The 14,659-nt window shown below is 73.6% G+C and carries 14 protein-coding genes; 7 read left to right on the top strand and 7 right to left on the bottom strand.

Annotated elements, in window-relative coordinates:
* Positions 1 to 4 precede the first annotated feature (4 nt).
* Complete coding sequence (locus tag ACFRAC_RS11635; protein ID WP_382923742.1) at positions 5 to 550, bottom strand: TetR/AcrR family transcriptional regulator; 546 nt, start codon at positions 548 to 550, stop codon at positions 5 to 7.
* Between the two features lie 177 nt (positions 551 to 727).
* Positions 728 to 2,500, bottom strand: coding sequence for an acetyl/propionyl/methylcrotonyl-CoA carboxylase subunit alpha (locus ACFRAC_RS11640; RefSeq protein ID WP_382923609.1), 1,773 nt, complete (start codon positions 2,498 to 2,500; stop codon positions 728 to 730).
* A 394-nt stretch (positions 2,501 to 2,894) separates the two neighbouring features.
* Between ACFRAC_RS11640 and ACFRAC_RS11645 the strand changes: the two genes are divergently transcribed.
* A complete protein-coding gene (locus ACFRAC_RS11645; RefSeq protein WP_382923611.1) occupies positions 2,895 to 3,389 on the top strand; it encodes a hypothetical protein in 495 nt (164 codons plus the stop codon).
* Here ACFRAC_RS11645 and ACFRAC_RS11650 read toward each other — a convergent pair.
* Together ACFRAC_RS11650 and mmpB are read right to left on the bottom strand one after the other, a co-directional pair.
* On the bottom strand, positions 3,358 to 3,978 hold the full coding sequence (locus tag ACFRAC_RS11650; protein ID WP_382923613.1) for a Maf family protein: 621 nt from the start codon (positions 3,976 to 3,978) through the stop codon (positions 3,358 to 3,360). The genes ACFRAC_RS11645 and ACFRAC_RS11650 overlap by 32 nt on opposite strands.
* A 31-nt stretch (positions 3,979 to 4,009) precedes the next feature.
* Complete coding sequence (mmpB, locus tag ACFRAC_RS11655; RefSeq protein WP_086869350.1) at positions 4,010 to 4,138, bottom strand: morphogenic membrane protein MmpB; 129 nt, start codon at positions 4,136 to 4,138, stop codon at positions 4,010 to 4,012.
* 119 nt (positions 4,139 to 4,257) lie between these two features.
* Here mmpB and ACFRAC_RS11660 point away from each other — a divergent pair, with 119 nt between their 5' ends.
* Positions 4,258 to 5,391 (top strand): SGNH/GDSL hydrolase family protein, encoded by a 1,134-nt coding sequence (locus ACFRAC_RS11660; RefSeq protein ID WP_382923615.1) that lies wholly within the window; start codon positions 4,258 to 4,260, stop codon positions 5,389 to 5,391.
* Here the strand turns inward: ACFRAC_RS11660 and ACFRAC_RS11665 are convergent.
* On the bottom strand, positions 5,388 to 5,597 hold the full coding sequence (locus ACFRAC_RS11665) for an acyl-CoA carboxylase epsilon subunit (RefSeq protein WP_361345212.1): 210 nt from the start codon (positions 5,595 to 5,597) through the stop codon (positions 5,388 to 5,390). The two genes, ACFRAC_RS11660 and ACFRAC_RS11665, sit on opposite strands and share 4 nt — an antisense overlap.
* Before the next feature lie 17 nt (positions 5,598 to 5,614).
* Positions 5,615 to 7,201 carry an acyl-CoA carboxylase subunit beta gene (locus tag ACFRAC_RS11670; RefSeq protein WP_382923618.1) on the bottom strand — a complete coding sequence of 529 codons (1,587 nt, stop codon included), beginning with the start codon at positions 7,199 to 7,201 and terminating at the stop codon, positions 5,615 to 5,617.
* Between the two features lie 111 nt (positions 7,202 to 7,312).
* On the opposite strand from ACFRAC_RS11670, the gene ACFRAC_RS11675 reads away from it, so the two are divergent.
* Entirely contained in the window at positions 7,313 to 8,173 is an 861-nt protein-coding gene (locus ACFRAC_RS11675) for a biotin--[acetyl-CoA-carboxylase] ligase (protein ID WP_382923619.1), read from the top strand.
* A 203-nt stretch (positions 8,174 to 8,376) separates the two neighbouring features.
* Positions 8,377 to 9,501 (top strand): adenylate/guanylate cyclase domain-containing protein, encoded by a 1,125-nt coding sequence (locus tag ACFRAC_RS11680; protein WP_382923621.1) that lies wholly within the window; start codon positions 8,377 to 8,379, stop codon positions 9,499 to 9,501.
* A 19-nt stretch (positions 9,502 to 9,520) separates the two neighbouring features.
* On the opposite strand, the gene ACFRAC_RS11685 is transcribed toward ACFRAC_RS11680, so the two are convergent.
* Positions 9,521 to 10,528: a hypothetical protein gene (locus ACFRAC_RS11685; protein ID WP_382923623.1), complete on the bottom strand. Its 1,008-nt coding sequence runs from the start codon at positions 10,526 to 10,528 to the stop codon at positions 9,521 to 9,523.
* A gap of 397 nt (positions 10,529 to 10,925) precedes the next feature.
* Between ACFRAC_RS11685 and ACFRAC_RS11690 the strand changes: the two genes are divergently transcribed.
* The 3 genes from ACFRAC_RS11690 to hutH all read left to right on the top strand — a co-directional run bounded on the left by ACFRAC_RS11690 (position 10,926) and on the right by hutH (position 14,606).
* Positions 10,926 to 11,726: an enoyl-CoA hydratase/isomerase family protein gene (locus ACFRAC_RS11690; RefSeq protein ID WP_382923625.1), complete on the top strand. Its 801-nt coding sequence runs from the start codon at positions 10,926 to 10,928 to the stop codon at positions 11,724 to 11,726.
* 81 nt (positions 11,727 to 11,807) lie between these two features.
* The gene (locus tag ACFRAC_RS11695; protein ID WP_382923628.1) at positions 11,808 to 12,956 is read left to right on the top strand and encodes a diguanylate cyclase domain-containing protein; all 1,149 of its coding nucleotides are present in this window, start codon (positions 11,808 to 11,810) and stop codon (positions 12,954 to 12,956) included.
* Positions 12,957 to 13,037: 81 nt separating this feature from the next.
* Entirely contained in the window at positions 13,038 to 14,606 is a 1,569-nt protein-coding gene (gene hutH / locus ACFRAC_RS11700) for a histidine ammonia-lyase (RefSeq protein ID WP_382923744.1), read from the top strand.
* Positions 14,607 to 14,659: the final 53 nt, after the last annotated feature.

The raw sequence follows: 14,659 nt of genomic DNA on the forward strand, positions 1-14,659 counted from the left end.
TCGTCTAGGGCTTCAGGCCCCGCAGGGTCAGGTTCAGCAGCCGGTCCGCGAGGCCCGGGTCGGACGGGGTCTCCTCCGCCGCCAGGGCGATCGCGTGCGTCAGCTGGAGCAGGTCGGCGATCGCCACGTCCGCGCGGACGGAGCCGGCCTGCTGGGCGCGGGCGAGCAGCGCCCCGCCCGCCTGCCGGATCGGGTCGCTGCACCGGGCGAGCGCGGAGGACCCGTCGGCGGAGACGGCCATCAGGGAGCGGGCCAGACCCCGGTACTCGCCCGCGTGCGTCACCGTCTCGCGCAGCCAGGTCACCAGGGCCGCACAGGGCTCCGGGGCGTCGAGGAGCTGGCGCGAGCGGGTCAGCAGCTCACCCGCGGCGTCCTCGAAGACGGCGCTCACCAGGACGTCCCGGTTGGGGAAGTGCCGGTACAGCGTGCCGATGCCCACGCCGGCCCGCCGGGCCACGTCCTCCAGGGACGCGTCGGTGCCGTGCTCGGCGAAGGCCGCGCGGGCCTCCGTCAGCAGCCGTTCGTGATTGCGGCGGGCGTCCGCGCGCATGGCACGCACAGGCACCAAGAGGTCCTCGCTCCCCGCTCGCTCGCGTGAGGTGGCGCCCACCCTGCCTCCTAGTCGCCCCGGCTCCGGTGTGCCTCAAGAATGCCACCCGTACGACGAGGCGCCCGGCGGACCGTCCATGGGGTCCGCCGGGCGCCTCGTCGGTGCCGTGGTGGGGCGTCAGTCCTTGATCTCGCAGATCGCGGCGCCGGAGGTGAGGGAGGCACCGATCTCGGCGGTCAGGCCCTTGACCGTGCCCGCCTTGTGGGCGTTCAGCGGCTGCTCCATCTTCATGGCCTCCAGGACGACGATCAGGTCGCCCTCCTTGACCTCCTGGCCCTCCTCGACCGCGACCTTGACGATCGTGCCCTGCATCGGGGACGCCAGGGTGTCGCCGGAGGCGGCCGGACCGGACTTCTTGGCCGCGCGGCGCTTCGGCTTGGCGCCGGCGGCGAGGCCGGTGCGGGCCAGCGACATGCCGAGCGACGCCGGGAGGGAGACCTCGAGGCGCTTGCCGCCGACCTCGACGACGACCGTCTCGCGGCTGCCCTCCTCGTCGGTGTCGGTGTCGGTGGGGGAGGTGAAGGGCTTGATGTCGTTGACGAACTCGGTCTCGATCCACCGGGTGTGGACCGTGAACGGCTCGCTCGACCCGGTCAGTTCGGGAGCGAACGCGGGATCCTTGACCACGGCCCGGTGGAACGGGATGGCCGTGGCCATGCCCTCGACCGTGAACTCCTCCAGAGCACGCGCGGCCCGCTGCAGGGCCTGCTCACGGGTGGCACCGGTGACGACCAGCTTGGCCAGCAGGGAGTCCCACGCCGGGCCGATCACACTGCCGGACTCCACCCCCGCGTCCAGACGCACGCCCGGACCGGACGGCGGCGCGAACGTGGTGACCGTGCCGGGAGCGGGCAGGAAGCCCCGCCCCGGGTCCTCGCCGTTGATGCGGAACTCGAAGGAGTGCCCCCGCAGGACCGGATCGCCGTAGCCGAGTTCCTCACCGTCGGCGATACGGAACATCTCCCGCACCAGGTCGATCCCGGCGACCTCCTCGGTGACCGGGTGCTCGACCTGCAGACGCGTGTTGACCTCCAGGAAGGAGATCGTGCCGTCCACACCGACCAGGAACTCCACCGTGCCGGCCCCGACGTACCCGGCCTCCTTCAGGATCGCCTTCGACGCCGAGTACAGCTGGCGGACCTGCTCCTCGGACAGGAACGGCGCGGGGGCCTCCTCCACGAGCTTTTGGTGGCGGCGCTGCAGCGAGCAGTCACGGGTGGAGACCACCACGACGTTGCCGTGGGTGTCGGCCAGGCACTGCGTCTCGACGTGGCGGGGCTTGTCGAGGTAGCGCTCCACGAAGCACTCGCCCCGGCCGAACGCGGCGACGGCCTCACGGACGGCGGAGTCGTAGAGCTCGGGGACCTCCTCCAGGGTGCGGGCCACCTTCAGGCCGCGGCCACCGCCGCCGAAGGCGGCCTTGATCGCGATGGGCAGGCCGTGCTCCTCGGCGAAGGCCACCACCTCGTCGGCGCCGGAGACCGGGTCGGACGTCCCGGCGACCAGGGGGGCCCCGGCACGCTGGGCGATGTGCCGGGCGGCGACCTTGTCCCCGAGGTCGCGGATGGCCTGCGGCGGCGGGCCGATCCAGATCAGCCCGGCGTCCAGGACGGCCTGGGCGAAGTCGGCGTTCTCCGACAAGAACCCGTACCCCGGGTGGACCGCGTCCGCCCCGGCCTCACGGGCGGCGGCCAGGACCTTGCCGATGTCCAGGTAACTGGTGGCCGGAGTGTCACCGCCCAGGGCGAACGCCTCATCCGCGGCGCGGACATGCAACGCGTCACGGTCCGGATCCGCGTAGACGGCCACGCTCGCGATCCCGGCGTCCCGGCAGGCCCGGGCCACGCGGACAGCGATTTCGCCACGGTTGGCGATGAGCACCTTGCGCACGATTGAGGCTCCCTCCTTGAAACAAGCCGAGTTTAGGGACTGCCGACACGGCACTTCGACCCGTCCCCAGTGGTGACCTTGCCCACACGGAGCGTGATTCGGGGTCGGCCCACCCTGCGAAATCCCATGTCGCGCCTCGGCACGCAGGTCTCTCCCGGAAAACCCTAGCCCTCCGCTGTGGTCAAGGTCTCTGTCACCACGTGCTGCGGGCCACTTGGTTTCTTTGTGGAATCCCTACGAATGGCCCAATGATTCTTTGCCCCCGCCCGGACCCTTGTCCCGGGGTTTACCCGTTAGTAGCGTTCGCGATGTCTCGAAACGTACTTGGGGTAACAGCGGCCGCGCCCGGATGGGCCGGGGCGGCGCTCGGTGAGCTCGGAAGTGGGTGGGGCCGGTGGTGCGCAGACCGGTGGCGTGGGTCGTGGCGGTCGTGCTCTTCGTCGAGGCGCTCGGCGTCGGGGCGCTGAACTGGTTCCTCGGGATCGTCGTGGACCGCCAGGACATGTCCCTGGCCGGTCTGGATCCTGACGTGATGTCGGTGTCGTCGAAGGCGGGCGGTGTCGTCTTCGGCGCCTACTTCGCGCTGTGCGGTCTGGTGGCCCTGCTCGTGGCCCTGCGCGACCGCGCGCCGGCCGGGTTCGGGCGTGTCCTGCTGATCAGCGCCGCCGTGGTGCACGCGCTGCTGGGCGCGTTCGCCTGGGGCCTGGTGGGCTGGACGGCGTTCCTCTTCATGGTCGTCGTGTTCGCCCTGATCGTGCTGGTGCTGATGACGTACGACGGTCAGGGCGCGCCCGCGAAGCCGGCCGACGCCCCGTCCGCAGGGGACGGCGACGGCTCCGCGGGTGGCGGTTCCCCGGTCACGCCCCCGCCGGCGCCCACAACTCCGTGATCCCGACACCGAGCCGGCCGAGCAGCCGCCGGACCAGGGGCAGGCTGATGCCGATGACGTTGCCGTGGTCGCCCTCGATGCCGTCGATGAACGGGGCCGAACGGCCGTCCAGGGTGAACGCCCCGGCGACGTGCAGCGGTTCGCCGGAGGCCACGTAGGCGGCGATCTCGTCGTCGGTCGGCTCACCGAAATGGACCACCGTGGAGGCGGTCGCCGAGGAGTAGCGGCCGATGGCGGTGTCGTAGATGCAGTGGCCGGTCTGGAGGGTGCCCGCGCGGCCGCGCATGGCCTTCCAGCGTGCGGCGGCCTCCTCGACGTCGGCCGGCTTGCCGAGCGGCTGCCCGTCGAGGTCGAGGACCGAGTCGCAGCCGATCACGATCGCGCCCTGGACCTCGGGCCGTGCCGCGACGACGGAGGCCTTCGCCTCCGCCAGGGCCAGCGCCAGCTCGGCGGGGGTGGGGGCGGTGACGGCGTCCTCGTCGACGCCGCTCACCAGGACCTCGGGGCTCAGTCCGGCCTGGCGCAGGAGGTTGAGCCGGGCGGGGGACTGGGAGGCGAGGACGAGTCGGCGGCGCGGCTGATCAGTCATGCCGTCAGCGTATCGGCGGGCAGGGCCGTGCTCACCTCAACCCGATCACGATCATCGTCAGGACCATGGCCAGTGCCATGAGAACGCCCAGCCGCCGCAACCTGTCCTGCATCTCGCGCAGTTCCTCGGGCGGCTCGTTCTCGGGGTCGGACCACAGCATGCCTTCCATCGTCGGCCGGGCGGAGCGCCCGGCGCCTGAGTACGCGTACTCAGGTTTTCTCCTAACGGTGCTACTGTGCCATTAATTAATGGGACTGTGATTCCGTTTGGAGGCTTCGCGTGTTCACCACGTCCTGGAGCGCCTCGCCCCAGCCACCCAGCGAGGGCTTCACCCCCAACTGGTCCCGGGAGGGCTTCTGGCGCCAGTCGCTGCGGCAGGCCGTCCGGCTGTCGGCGGGCGGGGAACGGCTGCGGATACGGCTCGGGCACGCGTACGGCAGTTCGCCCGTGCGGATCGCGGCCGCGAGCGTCGGCCGTACGGCACCCGGGGGCGCCGTACGGCCCGGGACGCTCACCCGGCTCACCTTCGGGGGCTCAGCCGAGGCGGCCGTACCGGCGCGCGGGGAACTCGTCAGCGACGACGTGCCGCTCGCCGTCGCCGCGGGGGAGTCGCTGACCGTCACCCTGTACTTCGACGCCGCCACCGGCCCCGCCACGTTCCACGCCCAGGCCTTCGCGGACGCCCACCGAGGCCCGGGCGACCTGACGGCGGACCCCGCGGGGGCGGGCTTCGACGAGGTCAGCGCGTCCTGGTACGTCCTGACGGCGGTGGAGACCGACGCCGGGCGCACGGACGCCGTCGCGCTCTTCGGTGACTCGATCACCGACGGGTTCGGCTCCACACCGGGCGCCGACCGGCGCTGGTCCGACGCGCTCGCCGCCCGCACCGGACGGCCCGTCCTCAACGCGGGCATCGGCGGGAACCTGCTGCTGCACGACTCCGCCTGGTACGGCGAGCGGGGCGTGGCCCGGCTGCGCCGGGACGTGCTGGAGCGGCCGGGCGTGGACACCCTGGTCGTGCTGCTCGGGCTCAACGACATCGGCTTCAGCGAGACCGACGAACAGCCCACCTACAAGCCGGCGCCCGTGGTGGAGACGGCCGAGCTGATCGCCGGGCACCGGGAGGTGCTGCGGCAGGCCCGGGCCGCCGGACTGCGGGTGGCCGGCTGCACCCTGCTGCCGTTCGCGGGTTCCGACCACTGGGGCCGGCACGCGGCCGAGGTCAGCCGTGAGCTGAACGCGTGGATCAGCGGCTCGGGCGAGTACGACGCGGTCGTGGACCTGAACCGGGCGCTGGCCGACGGGGCCGACCCCGACCGGCTGCGGCCCGCCTACGACTTCGGCGACCACCTGCACCCGAACGACGCCGGGTACGAGGTGATGGCCGAAGCCGTCGCGGCGGCCGTCTGCTAACCGGGCCAGTACGTCCGGGCCCACGTCGACGGGCCCGGCTGCGGCAGCCGGTGTGCGGCGATGCGGGACGGGTCCGACCACCCGTCCCGCGGCTCGGGTGCGCCGGGCGGCACGGCTGACGCCGCCGCGGCGCGGGCGCGGACCACCGCCAGTGCGGCGGCCAGCTCCTCCGGTGTCGGGTTGCCCCGGAGCACCTTGATGTTCATGACGGCTCCCAGTGGGACTAGAGGGGGATGTTGCCGTGCTTCTTCGGAGGCAGGGATTCCCGCTTCGTCCGGAGCTGACGCAGGCCGCGCACGATGTGCAGACGGGTGTCGGACGGCATGATCACCGCGTCGACGTACCCGCGTTCGGCCGCGACGTACGGGTTGAGCAGGGCGTCCTCGTACTCCTGCATCAGCCTCGCGCGGGCCGCCTCCGGGTCGTCCGACTCGGCGATCGTGCGGCGGTGCAGGATGTTGACCGCGCCCTGCGCGCCCATCACGGCGATCTGCGCGGTCGGCCAGGCCAGGTTGAGGTCGGCGCCCAGGTGCTTGGAGCCCATGACGTCGTAGGCGCCGCCGAACGCCTTGCGGGTGATGACCGTGATCAGCGGGACGGTCGCCTCGGCGTACGCGTAGATCAGCTTGGCGCCGCGGCGGATGATGCCGTCGTGCTCCTGGTCCACGCCCGGCAGGAAGCCGGGGACGTCGACGAAGGTCAGCACCGGCACGTTGAAGGCGTCGCAGGTGCGCACGAACCGCGCGGCCTTCTCCGAGGCGGCGATGTCCAGGCAGCCGGCGAACTGCATCGGCTGGTTGGCGACGACGCCCACGGGACGGCCCTCGACCCGGCCGAAGCCGGTGACGATGTTCGGGGCGAACAGCGCCTGCGTCTCGAAGAACTCGCCGTCGTCCAGGACGTGCTCGATCACCGCGTGCATGTCGTACGGCTGGTTCGCGCTGTCCGGCACGATCGTGTCCAGCTCGCGGTCCTCGTCCGTGACCGCCAGGTCCGCCTCCTCCGGGAACGCCGGAGGCTCGGACAGGTTGTTGGACGGCAGGTACGACAGCAGTTGCTTGACGTACTCGATGGCGTCCTTCTCGTCGCCCGCCATGTGATGGGCGACGCCGGACGCCGAGTTGTGGGTGCGGGCGCCGCCCAGCTCCTCGAAGCCGACGTCCTCGCCGGTGACGGTCTTGATGACGTCCGGGCCGGTGATGAACATGTGCGAGGTCTGGTCGACCATCACCGTGAAGTCGGTGATCGCCGGGGAGTAGACCGCGCCGCCCGCGCACGGGCCGACGACCAGGCTGATCTGCGGGATGACACCGGAGGCGTGCGTGTTGCGGCGGAAGATCTCGCCGTACGCGCCCAGCGAGGCCACACCCTCCTGGATACGGGCGCCGCCGGAGTCGTTGATGCCGATGACCGGGCAGCCGGTCTTCAGCGCGAAGTCCATGACCTTGACGATCTTCTGGCCGTAGACCTCGCCGAGCGCGCCGCCGAAGACGGTGAAGTCCTGCGAGAACACGGCCACCGGACGGCCGTCGACCGTGCCGTAGCCGGTCACCACGCCGTCGCCGTACGGGCGGTTCTCCTCCAGCCCGAAGTTGGTGGAGCGGTGCCGGGCGAACTCATCGAGCTCGACGAAGGACCCTTCGTCGAGGAGGAGTTCGATGCGCTCACGGGCCGTCAGTTTGCCCTTGGCGTGCTGCTTCTCGACGGCGCGTGCGGAGCCGGCGTGCGTCGCTTCTCCGATGCGGCGCTGGAGATCCGCGAGCTTGCCCGCGGTGGTGTGGATGTCGATCTGCTCTTCCGGCTCGGACATCGGGATCGCGGCTCCCTGCCTGCTCAAAAGGGGGGACGGTTACTCATCCGTAGAGTAGTGGGGGGTCCGCGGATCAGCAGTGCGGCGTTTCACACACCTAGGGTGGCTTGCATGACGCCGCGAGATGCATCAGACGACAGCCGCTGGTCGGACCTGGACCGTCCGCCGCTCAACGCCGCCGCCCTGCGCCGGGGACTCGTCCGGGAGGGCGGACTCTGGCGCGACGTGCGGGTCGTGGCGCGCACCGGCTCCACCAACACCGACCTGGTGGAGCTGGCCACCAAGGGCGAGGCCGGCGAGGGCACGGTCCTGATCGCCGAGGAGCAGACGGCCGGCAAGGGCCGCCTCGACCGCGACTGGACGGCGCCGGCCCGCTCCGGGCTGTTCTTCTCCGTACTGCTGAACCCGGCCGAGGTGCCGGTGACCCGCTGGGGGTGGCTGCCGCTGCTCACGGGCGTCGCCGTGGCGACCGGGCTGTCGCGTTCCGCGGGCGTGGACACGGCACTCAAGTGGCCGAACGACCTGCTGCTGACCATCGGCGGCGAGGAGCGCAAGGCCGGCGGCATCCTGGCCGAGCGGGCCGGTGACGACGGCGTGGTCATCGGCGTCGGCATCAACGTGACGCTGCGCGCGGACGAGCTCCCGGTGCCCCAGGCGGGCTCACTGGCGCTCGCGGGCGCCGTCAGCACCGACCGGGACCCCCTGCTGCGGGCCGTGCTGCGGTCCCTGGAGGAGTGGTACGGACGGTGGCGGGCCGCGACGGGCGACCCGGTGGTCAGCGGACTCCAGGAGACGTACGCGGCCGGGTGTGCAACGTTGGGGAAGCAGGTAAGGGCGGAGCTGCCGGGCGACCGGGCGATCACCGGGGAGGCCGTCGCGCTCGACGGCGACGGGCGGCTCGTGATCGCGACCGGGGAGGGCGTGCAGGAGCCGGTGGGCGCCGGAGATATCGTGCACCTGCGCCGGGCGTGACGGCGGGCGTACGGACGCGCGGGGGGCCGAGCGGAAGCCCGGCCGGGACGGCGTGCGCCGGATCGGATCGCGGCCGCCCGGGTACCCCACCAGCGGCGGTACGGCAGGATCGGCTTTCCCCGGCGGAGTGAGCTGGCGCACACCTGCCGTAAAGTGAAGGCCGGTCGCTTACTCGACCGCGGCAGATCGGAAGGGCAGCAGGCGTGACCGTCGACGACACGGGCTCCGGCGGGGACGGCCGCGTGGACCCCCACGCCGCCGAACCGGGCGAGGACCCCCTCGCCCTGCGCCTGGAACAGCTCATCCTCGGCGCCGAGCGGCGCTACACACCGTTTCAGGCGGCCCGCAGTGCCGGGGTCTCCATGGAGCTGGCCTCCCGCTTCTGGCGGGCCATGGGCTTCGCGGACATCGGGCAGGCCAAGGCGCTGACCGAGGCCGACGTGCTGGCGCTGCGGCGCCTGGCCGGTCTGGTCGAGGCGGGGCTGCTCAGCGAGGCCATGGCCGTGCAGGTGGCCCGGTCCACCGGACAGACCACGGCCCGGCTCGCGGAGTGGCAGATCGACTCCTTCCTGGAGGGCCTCACCGAGCCCCCGGAACCCGGCATGACCCGCACCGAGGTCACGTATCCGCTGGTCGAGCTGCTGCTGCCCGAGCTGGAGGAGTTCCTCGTCTACGTCTGGCGGCGCCAGCTGGCCGCCGCGACCGGCCGGGTCGTGCAGGCCGCCGACGACGAGGAGATGGTCGACCGACGGCTGGCCGTGGGCTTCGCCGACCTCGTCGGCTTCACCCGGCTGACCCGCCGTATGGAGGAGGAGGAGCTCGGCGAGCTCGTCGAGGCCTTCGAGACCACGGCGGCCGACCTGGTGGCCGCGAACGGCGGACGCCTGATCAAGACGCTCGGCGACGAGGTGCTGTACGCCGCCGACGACGCGGGCGTCGCCGCGGAGATCGCGCTGCGGCTCATCGAGACGATGGCCCACGACGAGACCATGCCGGAACTGCGGGTCGGCATCGCCTTCGGCACGGTGACCACCCGGATGGGCGATGTCTTCGGCACGACCGTGAACCTCGCCTCCCGGCTGACCTCCATAGCCCCCCGCGACGCGGTCCTCGTGGACAGCGCGTTCGCGGAGGAGCTGATCCGGAGCGGCGAGGCCCCCGCCTCGGAGGCTGAGGCGGCGGAGGCGGCCGCCACCGCCGAGAAGGAGGGCGAGGAGCCACCGGCGTACCGGTTCGCGCTCCAGCCGATGTGGCAGCGTCCCGTGCGTGGCCTCGGGGTCGTCGAACCGTGGCTGCTGACCCGGAGGACGCCCGCCGGGGAGGAGTGATCCCCGGGTCCGCGGCCGTCTAGCCCTGGCCGCGGGAATCGAACAGATCGATACAGAGCCCGATGACCGGCACACAGACGCCGCGGTCGTCGGGCTCCGACGGTTGCGGAGCCGGTGTCGGGGACGCGGTGGGGCCGGGCGCCGGGGGGTGCTGCGGCGTCGTGGGCGCGGGCCGGGACGGTTCCGTGGCGGCCGGCGGCGCCTGAGGAGGGCGTACCGGCGTCGAGGCGTCACCTGTCGCGCCGGGTGCGGGGGACTGTGCCTCGCTCGCCGTCGCGGTCGGCACGAGGATCGAGCCGGCGGAGGGCGTGGTGCCGGGGCCGCCCAGGGCCGAGGTGGCCGACGGGCTCGGATGCGCACGGGCCGACGGGGCGAGCGTGGCGGCGGCCCTCGTGGAGCGGTCCGGACCGGTGCCGGCGTCGATGGCGAGGTCCGGCGTGTCCCCGGGGTCCGCCGGGCCCAGCCCTGGAATGCCGGTCTCGGGCGCCAGCCGTACGAGACCCAGCGCCCCGGCGGCCAGGGCCAGGCCTCCGGCCGCGAGCAGGGCCTTGCGGTGCGGCCGCCGCCGGTGCCGGCCCCGGGCACCGAAGAGCCGGGCGTGCGCGGCCGTCTCGGATGCGTCGGGGGTGTCTTCGGTGACGCTCGGGTCCTGCGCACGGGCGGCTGCGGGCGGACCCGGTGTCCTGACCGGCGGTGGGACCTGGCCGGGCTTCCCGGTGGCGGCAGCGGCTGCCTCCGAGGGCGGGGACGACCCGGGTGTGGCACCCGTGTTCCCCGGCGGCCGCGGAGTCCTGGCTGTGGGCGGCCCCGGGTGCTTGGCCGGGTCCGGGGCCGGCTTCGCGGCCGTGGCGTGGGCCGGCCGCGGGTCCTGGCCGGGTTTGACGGCAGCGGCGGCAGCGGCTTCTTCCGAGGGCCGGGGGGACCCGGTCGCAGTGCCCTTGTCCCCTGCCGGCCGCGGCGGCTCGGTGTCCGTCCCGGCGGAGGGCGGGGCCTTCCGCGCGGGCCGCGCCTTGTCCGCCGGCGGCACCGGTTTCGGAGTGCCGGCCGGGCTGGTGCCCGGGGTCCTCTGCGGCGACCCTGTCCCGTACGTCGTGCCCTGGGCCGGCCGCGGTCGCGGCCTCGGCTGCTGCGCCTTGCCCGCGCCCGCTTCGGGTGCCCCCGGTATCCGGCCCGGTGCCCGTTCCTTCGGTCTGTCCGCCGTGTTGCCCATCGCGACCCCTCCCAACGCGCCTGTGCCCCCTGGGCGCCGTGGTGTCGGGCACGTTATGCGGTGCTGTGGGGGGTGGAGCGGGACTTGGGCGGGATGTCACTCGAACGGGTGTCGGGGCTGGGGCGGGCCCCGCGCGTGGTGGGCCTTTCCCCGGAGGGGCCGGGCTGCGATGATCGGGGCGAGTGTTGTTAACCCGCGTTAACCGGAGGGTGTCATGAGTGAGGAGCGGTTCGGGGAGTTCGTCCTGGTGCGGCGGCATGGGGACGGGCATGTCGCGGAGCTCGCCCTCGACCGGCCCAAGGCCATGAACGCCGTCTCGACGGAGATGGCCCGGTCGATCGCGGGTGCCTGCGCCGCGCTGGGCGCCGACCGGGACGTACGGGTGGTGGTGCTCACGTCCACGCACGAACGGGCGTTCTGCGTCGGGGCGGACCTGAAGGAGCGCAACTCCTTCAGCGACGCCGACCTGGTGCGGCAGCGCCCGGTGGCGCGCGGCGCGTACACGGGCGTACTGGAGCTGCCCGTGCCGACCGTCGCGGCCGTGCACGGCTTCGCGCTCGGCGGCGGCTTCGAGCTGGCGCTGTCCTGCGACGTGATCGTGGCCGACCCCACGGCCGTGGTGGGCCTGCCCGAGGTGTCGGTCGGCGTGATCCCCGGGGGCGGCGGCACACAGCTGCTGCCGCGCCGGGTCGGGGCCGCCCGCGCGGCCGAGCTGATCTTCACCGCGCGCCGGGTCGAGGCACCCGAGGCCCGTGAGCTGGGCCTGGTCGACGTGCTCGTCGAGGAGGGGCGCGACCGCGAGGAGGCGCTGGCGCTGGGCGCCCGGATGGCCGCCAACTCGCCGGTGGGGCTGCGGGCCGCGAAGAAGGCCCTGCGCCTGGGCTTCGGGCTGGATCTGCGGGCCGGCCTGGAGGTCGAGGACGCGGCCTGGCGGTCGGTGGCCTTCTCGGGGGACCGCGCGGAGGGCGTGGCCGCCTTCAACGAGAAGCGCAAGCCCCGGTGGCCGGGGGAGTGACCGGCGCGGCGGTGTCCCGGTGAGCGCCCCGTTCGCCACACCAATGTCCCAAAGAAGGGCAAAGCTCCCTAGCCTGGGGTGATGGGTGAGGACAGACGTCTCGCGGCCGTGGTCGCGTTGGCCCAGGGGATGGCGGCGGCGCACACCGCGCGTGAGTCCTGGCGGGCGGCGGCACTCGGGGCGTGCCGGGCGCTGGCGGGGAGTTTCGCCGCGCTGTCGGTGTGGGAGCGGGAGCTCGGGCGGCTGCGGGTCCTCGTGAACGTCGGGGACCGCACCCAGGGCGAGGAGGAGTTCCCCGCCGAGGAGACGTATCCCGTCCACCAGTTCCCGGAGATCACCGAGTTCCTGCACGAGCGGTGGGCCGCCGGCGGCGAGCCCGACGCCTGGGTGGAGACGGCCGAGGGGCCCGCCGCGGGCCAGCCCGGGTACTGCCACCAGCGGGTCGCCGCGCTGCGGCGCCGCGGCCGGGGCTGCTGTGTGGTCGCGCCGATCGTGTTGCACGGGCGGGCCTGGGGAGAGCTCTACGTGGCGCGCCCGGCGGGGGTCCCCGTGTTCGACCGGGGCGACGCCGACTTCGCGACCGTGCTGGCCTCCGTGGTGGCCGCCGGGCTCGCGCAGAGCGAGCGGCTGGAGGAGGCCCGGCGGCTGGCGTTCACCGACTCCCTCACCGGGCTGGCCAACCGCCGCGCCGTCGATGTGCGGCTGGAGGAGGCCGTCGAGCGGCATCGCGCGGACGCGGTCGTCGTCTCCCTCGTCGTGTGCGACCTGAACGGGCTCAAGCGGGTCAACGACACCCAGGGCCACGCCGCCGGCGACCGGCTGCTTGAGCGGTTCGGGTCGGTGCTGTCGCTGTGCGGGGCCATGCTCCCGGGCGCGCTCGCCGCCCGCCTCGGCGGGGACGAGTTCTGCCTGCTGGCCGTCGGCTCCCCGGCGGACGACGTGGTCAAGGCCGCCGACGAGCTGTGCCGCAGGGCGGCCGAGCTGGAGCTGGGCGAGGGAGTGGCGTGCGGGGTCGCGTCCACCGAGGACCCGATCGGACCGGTGCGCAGCGCGCGGCGGCTGTTCCGGCTCGCGGACGCCGCCCAGTACCGCGCCAAGGCGCTGCGGGCCGAGCGGCCCGTGGTCGCGGGGCGCGAGGGGCCGGACGATCCGGTGCTGCGGCTCGCCGACACCGAGCCCTCCGGGGAGGGCCCCCTGGAGCGGCGGCGGTTCCGCGGGCGGCTGCCGTGACCGGTGCCGCCCGGTAAGGGGTGGAGCGGCCACCCACTAGTGACATCTTCATCTTCACTGCGTACGCTCCTGAATATGGATATGCACACTGTGGTGGTGGGGACGTCCGGGGTCACCGCGTCCGACGTCCTCGCCGTGGCACGCGGCGGAGCCCGCGTCGAGCTGTCGTCGCAGGCGCTCGCGGCCCTCGCCGCCGCGCGCGAGATCGTGGACGCGCTGGCGGCCAAGCCCGAGCCCGTCTACGGCGTCTCCACCGGTTTCGGCGCCCTCGCGACCCGGCACATCAGCCCGGAGCTGCGGGCCCAGCTGCAGCGCAACATCGTCCGCTCGCACGCCGCGGGCATGGGCCCCCGGGTGGAGCGGGAGGTCGTCCGGGCGCTGATGTTCCTGCGCCTGAAGACCGTCTGCTCGGGCCACACGGGCGTACGGCCGGAGGTCGCGCAGACCATGGCCGACGTCCTCAACGCCGGGATCACGCCCGTCGTCCACGAGTACGGCTCCCTCGGCTGCTCCGGTGACCTCGCCCCGCTGTCGCACTGCGCCCTCACGCTGATGGGCGAGGGCGACGCCGAGGGCCCCGACGGTGTCGTGCGGCCCGCCGGCGACCTCCTCGCCGCGCACGGCATCCAGCCCGTCGAACTGCGCGAGAAGGAGGGCCTCGCCCTCCTCAACGGCACGGACGGCATGCTCGGCATGCTGATCATGGCCCTCGCCGACCTCGACACGCTCTACAAGTCCGCCGACGTCACCGCCGCCCTGTCGCTGGAGGCGCTCCTCGGCACCGACCGGGTGCTGGCGCCCGAGCTGCACGCCATCCGCCCGCACCCCGGGCAGGGCGCGTCCGCCGCCAACATGGCCGCCGTGCTGAAGGGTTCGGAGCTCACCGGGCACCACCAGGACGACGCGCCCCGCGTCCAGGACGCCTACTCCGTGCGCTGCGCCCCGCAGGTCGCCGGCGCCGGGCGGGACACGATGGCGCACGCCCGGCTGGTCGCCGAGCGCGAACTCGCCGCGGCCATCGACAATCCGGTGGTGCTGCCCGGGGGCACCTCCCAGGCTTCCGGCTCCGGGGGAGGGCGCGTGGAGTCCAACGGCAACTTCCACGGGGCGCCCGTCGCCTATGTGCTCGACTTCCTCGCCATCGCCGCCGCCGACCTCGCGTCCATCGCCGAGCGCCGCACCGACCGGCTGCTGGACAAGAACCGCAGCCACGGGCTGCCGCCGTTCCTGGCCGACGACGCCGGTGTCGACTCGGGTCTGATGATCGCCCAGTACACGCAGGCCGCCCTGGTCAGCGAGATGAAGCGGCTGGCCGTGCCCGCCTCGGCGGACTCGATCCCGTCGTCCGCCATGCAGGAGGACCACGTCTCGATGGGCTGGTCGGCGGCCCGCAAGCTGCGCACCGCGGTCGGCAACCTCGCGCGTGTCCTCGCCGTCGAGCTGTACGCGGCCACGCGCGCGATAGAGCTGCGCGACGGGCTCACCCCGGCGCCGGCCTCCCGAGAGGTCATCGGCGCCGTCCGGGCGGCGGGCGTCCAGGGTGCCGGGCCCGACCGGTTCCTGGCCCCCGACCTCGCCGCGGCGGACGCCTTCGTGCGCACCGGGCAGCTGGTCGCGGCCGTGGAGAAGGTCACCGGCCCGCTCCTGTGAACCGGCGGCCGTCCCCGTGACGGCGAGAGGGGCCCTGCCGCGTGCGGCAGGGC

Origin of the sequence: Streptomyces sp. NPDC056628 (assembly GCF_042792555.1) — a bacterium.
Classification (GTDB): domain Bacteria; phylum Actinomycetota; class Actinomycetes; order Streptomycetales; family Streptomycetaceae; genus Streptomyces.